Origin of the sequence: Agrobacterium sp. rho-13.3 (assembly GCF_033957765.2) — a bacterium.
Taxonomy (GTDB): domain Bacteria; phylum Pseudomonadota; class Alphaproteobacteria; order Rhizobiales; family Rhizobiaceae; genus Agrobacterium.
In genome coordinates this window covers 1-14,626 of sequence record NZ_CP192777.1, presented here as the reverse complement: position 1 = coordinate 14,626, position 14,626 = coordinate 1, and the positions used below count along the sequence as shown (strand labels likewise).

The 14,626-nt window shown below is 56.8% G+C and carries 9 protein-coding genes; 3 read left to right on the top strand and 6 right to left on the bottom strand.

The window, feature by feature from the left end; translation table 11 throughout:
* Positions 1-56: 56 nt before the first annotated feature.
* Positions 57-4,979 (top strand): ATP-binding protein, encoded by a 4,923-nt coding sequence (locus tag RMR16_RS25515; RefSeq protein WP_320188723.1) that lies wholly within the window; start codon positions 57-59, stop codon positions 4,977-4,979.
* A gap of 82 nt (positions 4,980-5,061) precedes the next feature.
* On the opposite strand, the gene RMR16_RS25510 is transcribed toward RMR16_RS25515, so the two are convergent.
* Positions 5,062-6,201, bottom strand: coding sequence for an RHE_PE00001 family protein (locus RMR16_RS25510; RefSeq protein WP_320188724.1), 1,140 nt, complete (start codon positions 6,199-6,201; stop codon positions 5,062-5,064).
* A 189-nt stretch (positions 6,202-6,390) separates the two neighbouring features.
* Here RMR16_RS25510 and RMR16_RS25505 point away from each other — a divergent pair, with 189 nt between their 5' ends.
* Positions 6,391-7,539, top strand: a complete 1,149-nt coding sequence (locus tag RMR16_RS25505; protein ID WP_320187922.1) for a site-specific integrase — start codon at positions 6,391-6,393, stop codon at positions 7,537-7,539.
* Positions 7,540-7,582: 43 nt separating this feature from the next.
* Here the strand turns inward: RMR16_RS25505 and RMR16_RS25500 are convergent, their stop codons facing one another.
* Both RMR16_RS25500 and RMR16_RS25495 read right to left on the bottom strand, forming a co-directional pair.
* Complete coding sequence (locus tag RMR16_RS25500) at positions 7,583-8,404, bottom strand: DUF6602 domain-containing protein (RefSeq protein ID WP_320187921.1); 822 nt, start codon at positions 8,402-8,404, stop codon at positions 7,583-7,585.
* A gap of 219 nt (positions 8,405-8,623) precedes the next feature.
* Positions 8,624-9,223, bottom strand: coding sequence for a DUF1349 domain-containing protein (locus RMR16_RS25495; protein ID WP_416409725.1), 600 nt, complete (start codon positions 9,221-9,223; stop codon positions 8,624-8,626).
* A 443-nt stretch (positions 9,224-9,666) separates the two neighbouring features.
* Here RMR16_RS25495 and RMR16_RS25490 point away from each other — a divergent pair, with 443 nt between their 5' ends.
* Positions 9,667-10,575 carry a restriction endonuclease gene (locus RMR16_RS25490; RefSeq protein WP_320187919.1) on the top strand — a complete coding sequence of 303 codons (909 nt, stop codon included), beginning with the start codon at positions 9,667-9,669 and terminating at the stop codon, positions 10,573-10,575.
* 406 nt (positions 10,576-10,981) lie between these two features.
* Here the strand turns inward: RMR16_RS25490 and repC are convergent, their stop codons facing one another.
* From repC to repA, 3 genes are all read right to left on the bottom strand, one after another.
* Positions 10,982-12,196: a plasmid replication protein RepC gene (repC, locus tag RMR16_RS25485; RefSeq protein ID WP_320187918.1), complete on the bottom strand. Its 1,215-nt coding sequence runs from the start codon at positions 12,194-12,196 to the stop codon at positions 10,982-10,984.
* 174 nt (positions 12,197-12,370) lie between these two features.
* Positions 12,371-13,330 carry a plasmid partitioning protein RepB gene (gene repB / locus RMR16_RS25480; RefSeq protein ID WP_320188725.1) on the bottom strand — a complete coding sequence of 320 codons (960 nt, stop codon included), beginning with the start codon at positions 13,328-13,330 and terminating at the stop codon, positions 12,371-12,373.
* 99 nt (positions 13,331-13,429) lie between these two features.
* Positions 13,430-14,626 carry a plasmid partitioning protein RepA gene (repA, locus tag RMR16_RS25475; RefSeq protein ID WP_320188726.1) on the bottom strand — a complete coding sequence of 399 codons (1,197 nt, stop codon included), beginning with the start codon at positions 14,624-14,626 and terminating at the stop codon, positions 13,430-13,432.

Here is a 14,626-nt window from a genome sequence, read left to right as displayed (position 1 = left end):
ATCGGCAAGGTAGAACTTGACTAGCCACCAAACCAGGACATCGAAAGGCGGCCGGTATGAGCTCTGACGCGTCGACCACAGCACTCGTGGCCGGAGGCCGGGCGACGGAAGCCGGTATGGATTTCCAGGCGCAGGTCGGTACGTGGTTCGCTGCCCATCTATTGGCGCGGCTTCCGGTCGGAGGTCGTTTCGGGATGGCGAACACCGCACTTCCCATCGAACTGCGACTTGAAACCGGCGAGGGCCTTGATGACATATCGATCGGAGATGATGACGGCGGCAGGATCGATATCCAATGTAAGACCAGTGCCGGTCTCTCGCAAAGCGCCACCAGTCCACTGGCAAAGACGATCGCGCAACTCGTCAAAACAGTGACCGACAAGCGAGCGGCTGGAAAGCCCATTGACAGAAGTAGGTCCCGCGCAGTTTTGGCAGTCGCAGCCGATGCGCCTCGATCACTCGATAATATCGAGAGGGCCTGCCGAGCATTCGATATGGGAGGCCAGTGGGCGACGACCAAGGCACAGCGCAACAAGGCTGAAGGCGACGCACTGGACCTGTTCGAGCTGCATGCGCGATCCGCATGGTTGACGCACGCTTCTGTTCAACCGTCCGAGGATGATCTCCTAACCATCGCTCGCATGTTCAGAATTGCGCGATTTTCCATGGACGAAGGCGCAGACAATTGGCGGGAAGCCTCAGCGATCCTCGGATCTCGGCTTTACGGCTCTCCGGCGAATGGGGACGCACCACTGCGCGATCTCAAGGCGATCGTGAGAGGACTGATTTCAAGCGGTGCTCCGGCAGACCGGGCGGGTCTAATAGGGGCGCTTAGGTTGAGAGGGCACAATGATGTCGGTGCACCAAACTTCGAGGCGGATCTGGCACGCGTTGAGGCAACCACGGTAGCCGAACTCGACCGCTTGTCCGGTCACACACGACTTCCACTGGGACAGGGCATCTCCATACAACGACAGAGCGATAGTCCACTTTCGGCCGCCGTTTCGTCCGGTTCTCTCATCGTGATCGGCGAGCCCGGAGCAGGAAAAACGGGTGCCCTGGTAGCAATGGCGCAAGCCCAACGCGACGCTGGCACGAAGGTCGTATTCCTCTCTGTCGATCGGTTTCCGGGGATCGGCACCACCGCGGATCTTCAGTCCGAGCTTCAACTTCAACGACCTCTGTGCGAAGTGCTCTGCGCGGCCCCAGGCTCGTCTCCTAAACTGCTTATCGTCGATGCGCTGGATGCCGCACGTGGTGGTCCCGCTGAAGGCGTTTTTGCGCAGCTGATAGAAGCGATGGCTGCGTCGCAGAATGCCAGCTGGACAGTCGTTGCGTCGATCCGGACGTTCGACCTCAAGAATGGGCGCAGGTTCCGCAACTCCATACCGGGACCTCCTCCGAACGCGGATTACGCAGACGCGTCGCTCGGCAACGTGCGTCATTTTCAGATCCCCCGTTTGACAGACGCCGACCTTGATCTGGCGGGCAATACCGAGGTCCAGCTCGGTGGACTGCTTGCGGCAGCTCCCCAGAAACTGCGGGACCTCCTCCATAACGTGTTCAATCTTTCACTTGCCGCACAATTGCTGACTGACGGCGCCAATCCTGAGAGTATTCGCGGCGTCTCAACCCAATCCGACATGATCGACGCCTATGAGGATCACCGCCTTATCGGTAATCCCATGCGGCAGGCCGCGGCTGCCACTGTCGAACAGATGACCCGCCGACGTCGGCTGGCGGTCCGCAAAGTTTCAGTGCATCACGACCGGGTCGATGACGTCGTGCAGTCAGGTGTTCTCGCAGAAGCCGGGGATCTCGTGAGTTTCTCCCACCATGTGGTATTCGACCATGTCGCTGGGAGATTTTTCCTCGAATGGGATGACCAGGATCTCCTTATAGGACAGTTAGGTGGCGACAGCTCGATCGCATTGATGCTCGCCCCCGCCCTACGCTTCGCGGTCGAAAGGCTTTGGCGCGGTGACCGGTCGGGCAAGCCTGCCGTTTGGCGCCTCGTTGCTGATATCTATTCAACCGCCGAAGTTGATCCTGTTCTTGCCAATGTTGCTTTGCGAAGCGCGATCGAGGGCGTCCACAGCCGGGAAGACATTGCAGGCCTGATGGAATTGATCTCGTCGCGTTCGGCTCAACCCGCCACGGCCACAATGCTTTCGCGATTAGCTCGTTTCGTTGGCCTATCTGTAGATACTGTCGGATCTATTCCACGCGAAGAAGCACTTGCGTGGGCGCAGGTCGCCGAAGCCTCGATCCTGCCCGGTACACGTGAACTCTCTGATGCTACCCGATTTCTGCTGCATATGCTTTTCGAAAGATGCGACCTCTCCGACCCCACCATTGCAACAGTTTTTGGCCGGGCTTCAAGGGCCCTGTTGACATTTGCCTGGGCCACAGAGCCATCGATGCAGCAAACGGCGACCGGTGCCATCCGGTTCGTTGGCAAGAGTTTTGGCTCGGATCCGGTCGCATCTCGATTGCTTCTCGACCACATTCTGCGCGATCCGCATTTCTCGTCCTACGCGGACCGGGAAGCCACTTGGCTTGCCGAGCAGATCATGCCGATAGCGCGATGTGATCAAGACTTTGCCGTGGAAATTGCGCGAGTGCTTTTTTCCCGCGATATCGATGACGACAGCATATCTCATTTCGGCGGCCGACCGAGCCGCATCATGGCTCTATCTTCTAACCGAAAGCAGGACTATCGCCACAGTCGCTACAATCTTGGTCGACATGTCCCCGACCTTCTCGAACTATCGGCATATCTTGGCACACGCGTCGTCATAGAATCAGCCCTCAAGGAAATTGATCGAGAAATGCCGATTGGCGAGCAGCGCGAACAGGTCTCTATCCCTTCCCGCCCGACTTTCGACCTGCTGGGAAGGGAATACGCGCTGAATGCATGGGATCAACCTGGTGGTCGCGGCGACTCTGATCAGAATGCACTCGTCCAGTTTGTGGCGTTTCTACGCGGCTGTTCAGTCGGAGCATTCGAGGGAAGTATCGGGGCAGCGGCATGTGGTTACACAAGCCCGGCGGTATGGGCACGGTTGCTTGGCATTGGGGCCGAACGTGTTGCGGAAACGGCAGATCTGTTGTGGCCATATGCCAGCAACCCGACAGTCATGGCACACGAAGATACAGTCCGGGATGCGACGCGATTCACCGCGGCCGCTTATCCCTCAAGGTCGCTTGAGGAGCGAGCAGCGTTTGAAACCGTTGCTTTACGTGAAGACTTGTTCGAAGATGAGCGAGAACAACGCTGGTGGCGTCACGCGCTGAGCCGTTTTCTCTCGCAAGCCGATGTCGACATGCTTGCAACTGACGCGATGCGCAGTCTAAGGGCGGAGCTCGCCGAAGCCGGTGAATTAACTGAAAACACCCCGCTTCGGAGCTTCTCGATCCGCTCGGGTTCAAACCGCAGTGTTACGCGCAGCTTAATGGCAGGGCGCGGCGTCAACGTAGATCAAGGCATCGACGCGCAAATGATAGCGCAGTCGGAAGCTCTTCATGACTTGGTCGGGCAGACGCCGTCGACCAGCGAGGCCCCCGCACTTGCAGCCTTATGGGACGTGACGCAGGCGACGATCGCAATGTACGACGAGCATGCGGGGGACCTCAATGCCGAGGTTGAGCAGCCTGTGTGGGGTCATATCAGCAATGCTGTCGAGAGGATCGCAAGCAGCGAGGCCTATGTGCCCGGCAGTAACGTCATGCCGCCCCTCGCAACGTTCCTCGCTCTTGTGCGCCGCCTTTGGTTGAGCCGATTTCCGGAGCCACGGGATTCCGATGGCTCGGGTCTGAGCTGGGGGAATTGGGAGGTACGAATATACGCGGCACAGGCGTATGTGGCGCTCGCCAACAGATTTGGCGCAGATCATGGCGAGATACTGGACATGATCGAAGCATCTTTGGCTGACCCTGTGGCCCAGGTCCGTCTACAGGCGGCTCGCAGCCTGCAGGTTTTGAGCAGAGTTGCTCCCGAACGGATGTGGCCTCTAGCCGACACTATTGCGCGCAACGAGACCCACAGCAACATTCTTGCGTCGTTCCTAACACATTTTCTCTTTCAATTTGCCTGGCATGAGGTGGAGCGCTGCGAGGCAATAATCGAGGTGGTGCTGGAGCGCCATAACACGCTTGATGACGTCGATGGTACAGGGAAGGACGAAGTCGGATCGTCGCTTGGACAGCTCGCTGCACAGCTCTGGGTGCAACAGGAGCGCGAGGCAGCACTTCGATGGCTTGAAACGTGGACACAAGATCTGTCAGTCCATCGCGAGGAACTTCGGTCTTTCATTTCCATGCTAAGGCACTCTTTCTTTGCACGCTATTCGGCCACAGACGTGCAAGACGTCGCAATCTGCGACCGGAGCCAAAGGGCGGCAATGTTAGTTCTTGAAGCATGTTCGGCCGCATCCATCCGAAGCCATACACTAGTTGTGGTAGATAACGTGCAAGGCACCGCCCGTGATGCGGCGATCGAAACATATCGCGTGGCTGAGGATCTCATCCACCACCTGATGAACCAGCTTTATTTCGGGTCGGGTGCTCATCACGAGAACCACGACCCTGCGCCCGGACTTCCTAATTTCGACGCGATGCGTCTATTTCTTGCGGACTATCGTCCGATGCTCGACCTTCTCGCGAATTCTCATGAACCGTCGACACATCACCATCTGGTAGAACTCTACGAGTATCTCATTCCCGCGGATCCAGAGGGGGTTTTTGCAGCCCTACACTACGTCCTGATCGGTCCTGCCGCACGCGAGCACTATCATCATGAAGACCTCGCCAGCGGTGCTATTGTGAGGATGATCACGCGCTATATTGCGGACCATCGATCAATCTTCGAAGATAATGAACGTCGTGCCGCCCTCGTCGAAATCCTTCGGCTCTTTTCGGAAGTCGGCTGGTCAGAGGCATTGAGGCTCCTTTATGATCTGCCAGACCTACTGAGGTAGAATGACACACCTCACGTGCGCTTCTGAGCGAACGCCGCCGGGCCTTGGAACTTGCAAGTGCCTGGCAGCGAAGCAGTCAGAGCTATACGATTCCCCATGCCCGAAACCTCCCCCTCCCCGTCATCTCTCTGAGGCCGAGTTCCAAAACGATCCGCCGCGCCGCCTGCGGCGTGACCTCGAGCGTCTTCGCCACCATTTTTGCCGACACCAACGGTTTCGCCATCACCAGCTCGACCAGCTCCGGCAGCTTTGAAGACGTCCGGCGTCCGTCCAGCTTCCGCTCCATCATTTTTCGGGCGAGCGCCAGACGATCGTGCTCCTTCAGCCCGATCTCGGCGGCCGCCAAAAACCCGTGGGCGATGGCCAGCAGCCGGGTTTCCCGATCGCGATGCCGGCGCCGATCCACCGGGACGGTTCTGAGGCCGGTATTGATGGCGGCGAGATGGGCACCGGTGGTAACGCCGGTCTGGCGCATTATCGACGCGGCCAACAGCCGGCCAAGCCAGGGCGCGTGCTGGAGGACGGAAAGCTCGTTCCAGGCATCGAGGACGACGACGGCCTGCAGCATCGCTGGCAAGTTTCCCGCCTGGCGCACCACGCCCCGCCATTCGTCGAGCCTGGAATCCTCGTCCCAATCGAGATCGTAGATCATCGGATCTTTTTCGGCCGCGCCGCCACGGCCGGGCCGGGTCGCGTTTGCTATCGCGGCTTCGGAGCGGGCCAGCACTGCATCGATTGCGGCGTAGTCAACGCCGGGGAGATTTTCGATGTCGTCGGCATCTTCCCCCTCGCCTTCCGGATCGTTCACGACCGCGCGCCGGATGGCATCGCCGGTCGTGGCCTCGTCCGTGTCAGCCGCCGTGATCTCCGAGGTCTTTCGCAGCGTCCGAATACCGTCGGCCGACAGTGCCCAGCCGGGGAGTTGGGCGGCGATGCGCCGGCGAGTGCGCAGGACGTCGCGGGCGATTGTCAGTTCGTGGGTGGGTGTGCGAATATCTCTGATATCGTCGTGGAGGACGAGGTCTTCGAGGTGGACGAGTTCGCCGTCGATCCAGAGGGACGCACAGGCATCGGCGAAGTTGGAGCGCTCAATCCAGCCCTGGCCGACCGGCGAACGGGCGATGCGCTCGTCCAGACGCGCGAGAGCGACTGCCGCGTCGAAAGCCGGCCGCATCAGGGCCGTCATGCTGATTTTCGCGAGATCATAAGCCATTGAAATCATGGTAAACGATCTTTCAAAAGAACTCTATATGAATATTGCGGTTCGCCACATGGTATGATTGGCGGTTGAGCTTCTAACCATCGATAACAAACGTTTATCGATGGTAGTTGATCTGGAGTCGCAAATCAGAAAGAATCGGGCCAAATCACGGCCCTGAAGGCCGCCGAAACCCACGATTTTGGAGCGTCCGTGCTCAAAGCCAAGACATCACTGACCGCCGTCGAGCGGCGCGCTGAAGAACTCGACACCATCGCTTCCGTGCTGCCTATGGAGCGCCGCGACGAACTCGCCGAGCTTCTCACTGACCAAGACATCGAGACGCTGCGCCATCTCGTCAACCAGGGCATGGGCGACAACACATTGCGGGCACTCACCTCCGATCTCAGTTATCTCGAGGCGTGGGGCTTGGCAGCAACCGGGAAATCGCTGCCTTGGCCCGCGCCCGAAGCGCTCCTACTAAAATTCGTTGCCCATCATTTGTGGGATCCTGAAAAGCGTGCAGCCGATCCCGGCCATGGCATGCCGGCCGACGTCGACGGAAACCTTCGAAGCCAAGGGTTCCTGAAATCCGTCGGCCCGCATGCGCCGGCGACGGTGCGCCGGAGGCTGGCGAATTGGTCGACGCTGACCAAGTGGCGGGGCCTTGATGGCGCCTTCGCCTCCCCTGCCCTGAAATCGGCCATCCGCCTTTCGGTTCGCGCCGTCCCCCGGACGCGGGGTCGCAAGAGCGCCAAGGCGGTCACCGGTGACATCCTGGCAAAACTGCTGTCGACCTGCGCGACCGACAGCCTGCGCGATCTCCGTGACCGGGCAATCCTGATGGTAGCGTTTGCGTCCGGCGGCCGGAGGCGCAGCGAGATCGCCGGACTTCGGGTGGAACAATTGACCATCGAGCCGCCGATCAAGATGCCGGACGGCCCTCCCCTCCCCTCTCTTGCCATTCATCTCGGCCGGACCAAGACAACGTCGGGCGAGCAGGACGATACCGTCTATCTCACAGGCCGGCCGGTCGAGGCTCTCTATACATGGATGTCGGCGGCGAAGATCGATAAGGGCAGTATCTTCAGGGGGATTGGGCGATGGGGCACCGTGTCAAAGCGGGCGATCGATCCGCAGTCTATTAATACGATTCTCAAGCAGCGGGCGGAGATGGCAGGGTTGGAGCCGGGGGAGTTTTCGGCGCACGGGTTACGGTCCGGGTATTTGACCGAGGCCGCCAACCGCGGCATCCCGCTCCCGGAGGCGATGGAGCAATCGCGTCACCGATCCGTCCAGCAGGCTTCAAGCTATTACAATAATGCCACGCGCCGCAGTGGCCGGGCGGCGAGGATGCTCTAGACAGATTATGAGGCCGTGAGAGTATGGCGATCTGCGTGCATTCTCAGCTAATCGGAAAATACTCGACCCTTTTCAAGGCTGAAAGCAGTGCTTGAGTGGATTTCCCATCCGTAACCGCGTTCGTCACGATACATGCAAGTGCCATTAGAGTTTCCTCGTGAGAGCCGTCTCCCATCGACCTAAAACCACGCGCAAAACGCGTTTGCTCACCGAATTCCAAAGCGGCTTTGTCTTGGTAGGGACCGTCATTGGCAACTTTTTCGGGCGCTAAGCCTGAAGCAAACCCCCAACGAAGGTCATTTAGTTCTGATGAGCAGAAGACGCCGCATTGAAGGATCACAAAAGCGTCGAATGGATAACTATCTGATCCTTGCTCTTCAAATTGGTACAGAAGGTCGTCTTTAAGATCTGGGTCGATCTGATACGCAAACAGAAGCCGCGTCGGGACCGGATCACCATTCCTCTCTGCAAACGCCGCAACCTCGTTCATAGCCTCGCACGCCTTGTTGAGGGTATGTTCGGTCAGTGTCGATTTCACTTCCACGACGACGCGGATCTGTTCCCAAGTTACAACGGCGTTGACCGCTCCAGCGTCAATCGGCCATGCCACCCCGTCAAACTCATCAAGAACAACAAGATCGAGCTCCGGCCCCAGTTGCTCTCCTCCGATTGCGCTTGCGAATACATTCGTATGGGGCCTGTTTCTCTTTGAAAGCCATGTACCAATAAAATTTGCAACCGCGTCTTCGCGGATTACGCCTTTTCCTCCCGGCAACTTGTGTGCAGCACTGCGATGATATGCGGCCATCATTTCGTGATAGTGGCCCAACAGTGTCCTTGACAGTCGTGGTGGCAATTGCGTCATTTCGGGGTCCCAGTGCGTCCTATGTGTTACCCCGTGTAACCGTCAGATCTTAAAGTACCGTAGCGCGGCAGCTGAAAGAAGTGACCCCATGAGGACGCTACCACACACGTCAGTTGGAAGAGGGCATCGCGTTGGTTTCCCGCTGAACAACGGTCTGTGTGAACAAGCACAGAGCATTCAGGCCGCCCTCGCTCCCTCAGAAATGAAATAATTTGGCAACTATGTCAGGTCGTGAAGGTCTTTGCCCAAGGCCGGCCCCAATTGCCACTCACTAAATCTCACCTCTAAGCCTGCACGTTCGGGAGTGCAGCACATTGGGCCAACTAGATAATGATCCGCTTCTGGGAATGGGCCGAGGCGGACCAGTGGCCACGTCTGCCCATCTCCTGAAGCTTGTATTCTCAGAACACCGCTCTGGACGGTCACCCTTATCCAAAAATCGGATGGGTTGCCGTCATATCGCCCCGTTGCCCAGTCGGATACCTCATCCGTCAACACGCTGCCCAACAAGCCATATCCGTCTGAGAACTCGATCCCGGTCTTGACCCAACGTCTCTCGTCGAGCCTGACCATGAGTCCAGCCTGGTCGTAGAGATGTTCAAAATGGGCTTGGACTCGAATCTGGGCGGTGAAGTCACGATCAGCCCGGAACGCGTAAAAGTGGCCACTGTCGCGCACAAAGCCATAGTGTGTCTCTCGCCAAAAATCCGTGTTGGCGTCAGTCATTACGGAAATTTCGATATCAGAAGCAATTGCTGCCGTGGGCTCGTTGAGCCAATGTCCATTTTTAAGACTCGGCAAGGGCGTCTCCTTTGACAACTGGTGGACTTGCTCAGCCGCATCTCACCTAAACGGTCATTCCTTAAAAAGCGCAATTGTCGTCGACAGGCAAGGCCTGACAGGTTCATTCGCTTGGCAACTACATTGCGGACATGCAGGCCGCTCCGGAAAAACAGAAAGGCGGACGGACCGCTTTCGGCCCCAACTCGGACAGTGCGTCGATTGAAGCGAAAGTCCGGTGTTGGCGCATTATCTCACCGAGGCTGCCAACCGTGGTGTTCCGCTCCTCAAAGCAATGGAAAAGTCGCGCCATCGATCAGTTCAGTTGCGTCCACCTATTATGGCAATGCGACATGACGCACGGGGAGGAACGCGCGCTTACTGTAGTGGCTTGGAAGTGAGCGACTGGCAAAGGACGGCTTATGTTTTGGGACAGACTTTGATATTGGACACAGGTGCGCGTAAAAGAGGTGGGAAGCCTAGTGACACAGAACCATCGACGACTTCTGCACACGGGCCTACAGAATTACGATCATGCCGAGTTCGAAGTCGATTCGCCATTTTTCTCGCAAGCCCTCCAAGCACATCGTTGTCCCTGTTGTGCAATTGGCCTTCAGGTGTTTGAGCATGAATTGGAGACGAAACCACTGAAGCCAGGATACGGCCAGGTTCGATGGTTGCACCTTGAGATATGCCTCGCCTGTGGCTGGTGGAATTTTCGTCAAGACCATGAATCGTTACCATTTGAGGGACCTAGGGAGATTTCCAGGTCTACATGGTGGGAACTTACCCATGCGCTGCAGAGCGAGATTAATTTAGGTTCAACCACCCTCCCCCTCGAACTGATCAGAAAGCACCTTCTGCGGCGTTGGGAAGATCGGAAGTTGATTTCCGCCCAGCAGGCAGAGGATCTCGTTGCCTCGCTTTTACAGGAGCATCACGGCGGTCAGGTGATCCGAACCACAGCTAATGCAAACTCCCCCGACGGCGGGATCGATCTGTATCTCGCATGTGGTGATGACGGCACGGTTAGACGTGCAGTTCAGGTGAAACGTCGAATAGCGACGGATACCGAACCTGTTGACGAAGTACGTAACTTCGTTCGTGCGATGGTTTTGACTGGGTCTGACTGTGGAATTTTCGTCACTACTGCCTCGCGCTTTTCTAAAGTTGCGCAAGGTGTGCCGGACCTTGCGAAGGAGGCAAAATTCAAACTCGAGCTCGAACTCGTGGATGGTGAACGTCTGTTCGAGATGCTCCGAGCAACGAGCGCGACGATGACTGCCCAACTTCCTCCAAGGGTTGAGCCCGATCAGGAGTGGCTCGGCGGTAATGGGCGGACGATTCTGGCGCGCGAGCTATTCAATGGTGACATCAGAGGTTGGGCCTGATTCGTACATCAATATTCCAAGGCCTAATTGAAAACAGACCCCGAGGCGGGACTGACTACGTGGTCGCACGATGTCAAGAACCCGCCCACCCGGCTCCGGAGATCGGGATCCTGCCATAGCCGCTCAATTCGCAGCTATATTTTCGACTTCGGCGTCATGCGCCAGCCACTTCCTCATACCAATAATGACATTGGACCTAAACCCATTTCCTAGAGAGTTGCCAGCCGGAAACTTTCTACAGCGAGGAAAATATCACAGTAATATCAGTCGCTTCACGCTCTGATCGTTAGAAACTGACGTTTCCGGGCCGCTCGGAATGGAACGACTTGAGTCGCAATTCCGACGAAACTCCTCTCCGCCGTATGGTGTTCAGCACTTTTGGAGGCTCTTTTATTTCAACTGTCATTCACGCCGATCTCTTTCCGGCTTCACCGTTCGATCGCAACAGCGCCATCACCATCGGTCCAAGGGAAAACTCGCCCCGCGCCGCCCGGTTGGTGAGATCACGCAGATAGCCGCCGGCCGAATTGATGTGCCCTGCCCTCTCCAGGATACAGGCAATCGCAACTGCTGCGTTCTCGGGCCCCATGGCTTCGCAGGCCTCCTGATAGGCCGATGGGCTCACACCCAGCATCGACCTCACCACGACTGCGGCTGACATCAGATCGCGCCAACTACCCACAGCGCCGGCCGGACCATAGTCGTTAATTTGTGGGCACGCCTTCAGCACAACACCCAGAGGAAAGGCCTTCAGCGTCTCAGTGTCAGGCTTGCGTCCCTTGTTCGGCTTTTCGCCCTGCTCTTTTTCAGAGCTAGGTTCAAGTTCATTGCAGGATTCTGGTTTTGAATTCTGTATGTGCTGCTCAATATGAGCATCATTGGTGCTATTAAATTCTGAATTTGACTGCGTATCCAACAGATTAAGGATTTCCTCGCGCAGAAGCTCCAGTTCATCGAGAATGCTGGCGACGTCAGCCATGGTTGGGGAGCGTGGAATGCGGGCGACGAGGTCGATGTACATAGCCTCGATCGCCATCCAGTCGCCGTCAGCCCCCTCCTCTATCGCCGCAGTAATGAGCTTGCGAACATCCCGGCGGCAGATTGTCAGGTTCTCTTTCGCCTTACGGAAAGCGGAACGAGCAGCAACGACTTTCTGCGCGATGACAGCAAGCTCTTCAGATCTGGCAAGGATTGGCGATAGATCGAAACCAAACGCATTTTCAATCTCTCCGACACCGTTCTTCCGCGCATAACGCTTTCCGTTAGCACTGTCTTTGCGAACGATAAGACCAGCATCAACCAACAATGCGAGATGCCGACGTAGCGTGGCCCCTGCCATACCATGGGCTCGAAGGATCAATTGAGCATTTGAGGGAAACACGACGAGCTGCGCGTCCTGGCGCAATTCGTTTTCCGGATAGAAGCTCAGAAGCGCGTCGAGCACAGCCAGGCTGTTCGACTGCAAGCCGAGTTCTTCTCTCGCTTCCGAGGCATCACGGAAGACTTTCCATTTTTCGACCGTTTTGCCAGCCTTGATATCGTTTGTGGCCACTTGCCGCTTCACCAAGGCGAGCGTCATTGGCCGCCGCCCAAAAGGCGTCGTCACACTTCCTGTCTGCATTTCTTTCACCTTTCAAAAGGCAAAGAAAAGGCTACGCCAAGACGGCGTTGACTCTTGACTGGGATTCCGGGAAATGCGATTCTCTAAGCGACCAAACTGAGAGAGGCCTTCTGGAACACCGTTTCGGAGGGCTTTTTCTTTGCGCTATCGTTCCTTTCCTGTTTACGATTCGCCCTACTGCTTCGACCTCTTGAACGAAGCGTAGATCTCTGGGAGGGCCGACATCAGGTAGTCCGCAAAATCCGGAGCGGCCTTTTTGTCGATCATTAAAGTCAGCGTACGCTTGTCTTGCTTGTAACGAGCGGCCTTGGTGCCGTCCTCAGCTTTCCAAACTTCCGTTTCAGTCTTCACTGCCTTTGTCTTCTTAGGGGTGACAGCTTCGAATACTCGAGCGAAACGCTCGTCAGAATTCAAGCTTTTCACCGCATCGTCATTGAGTAACGTACGGGCAGTTTCGGAAGCGCCATCTTGTCCCAGGCGGCCCGACAATTCGTACCAACGGTCCCGACCGGTTTTAGGGGCCGCGCCGATCAAGCGGATAATATCTGCTGGAAGCTGTTTGGCGGCTTGGATCAACCGGGAAAGATTGCTTTTATCAACCGCAAGAGCCGCCATGATGACCGGCCGCTGAAATCCACCGGCTTCAAGCTCTGCGGCGTATAGGGCGCGCTCAATAAATGAAAGATCCTGCCGAGCGCTGTTCTCTTGCCCTTGCGCCAGAACCAACTCGTCATCCGACAAGGTGCGAATCGCAGCCTTCACTTTGATGCCGGCAGCCTTCACTGCTCTCAGGCGTCGGCGCCCGTAGGCAATCTGGTATCGACCTTCGACAGACGGGTGAGGGCGCACGAGGATGGGGACCTGCTGACCGTGCTCTTTTATGTTACGAGCGAACTCTTCGAACTGCTCTGGAGACTCCTCCAAGCGGTCTGCCACGAGCGGCGCGTCAATGAGATCTGGATCGAGTTCCGTAAGCGACTGAGACTTCAAAAGCTCAATGGAGCGCGAGACCGCACCTATCGCACCACGTGGGGAATACTGCGGAGTGGCAGCATCCTGCGCGGCAATGTCTTCGGAGTTTCCGGCTGGCAACTTTGGTCCAGCGAGGTCGGAGAGCAGGTGTTTTCTAGCCATTAGTAGCCCCCTCGGGTGTCGAGATTGCCGCCCCACAATAAGGGGTTTCCCGAAAGTTTCCGGCTGACAACTTTTGCGCTTCTACGCGAGATGCGAGCGTCATTTGCGCCCCCATGCGCTCTGAATGAGCTGTGCGATTTCAGTGTTCACATTGTCGAGCGATTCCATCGCACGGTCGTAGGTCGCGCGCGTAAACTGGTCACGGCTGACTTCATAAAGCGTCTGCTTTGTAATTCCGGCGTCGGAGATAGCTGTGCTTTTCAACATTGGATGATTTAGGACATGGTCACCGAACATCGTCCTCATAAACGATACCATCTGGTTCTGAGGACCATCACCGGGCTCGTAGCGAGTGACTAGGTACCGCATCCAGTCGTAATTCATGCTTCCGCCTGCATCGGCGACGACGCTCAGCAATTCCGATGTCATCAAAAGAAACTGGCACATGGACATGACGTCCAGCATCTGCGGGTGAACCGTGACGAGGACGGCGGTCGCTGCACACAGAGCGGAAATGGTTAGAAAGCCAAGCTGCGGAGGGCAGTCGACGACGACGACATCATAGTCGTCCGCCACTGAAGCAATCGCATCGTCCATGCGCGTGAAGAAGATGTTTTTCCGATCGTTCGAGCCCAAGACCTTTGCCGTATCGTGCTCGAACTCCATCAGCTCAAGGTTGCCTGGCACCAGATCAAGGTTGGCGAAATAGGTCTTCTTGATCACGTCTTTTAATGGGCGACGTTCAGCGTCATAGCGCATCGCACCGTAAAGCGTCTCATTGTCTTTCACGTCGAACTCCGGCTGGAAGCCGTGCAGTGCCGACATACTGGCCTGCGGATCAAGATCAATCGCAAGAACACGATAGCCGTTCAGGGCGAGATATTGCGCCAAGTGTGCAGCTGTTGTCGTCTTCCCGCTGCCACCTTTGAAATTGACGACTGTGATGACTTGCAGATGCTCTTTACCGGAGCGTTTGGGTGAGTAGCGCCTATCGTTTTTCCCAGTTAAGTCCAGGTATTCACGAAGGGCCTGGATTGTTTCGACGGTATACGAACGGCGGTTATTGTTGCCAATTTCGGGTTGGGGACCTTTACCCTCGATGGAGAGGTGACGAAGGTACCCGTCGTTAACACCGATAAGCTTTGCGGCTTCCGTCGAGGAGAAGGAACGCAAAGTTTTACGCGCCTCTGGCGGGTACAACTTCACACGGTGTTCGTGCAAAGCACCCGAGAGGTCGCGCGCGTGGGCGCCGATCAGTTTATGAATAGCCTTCTGAAGCTGCGCCGGATTTTCCAC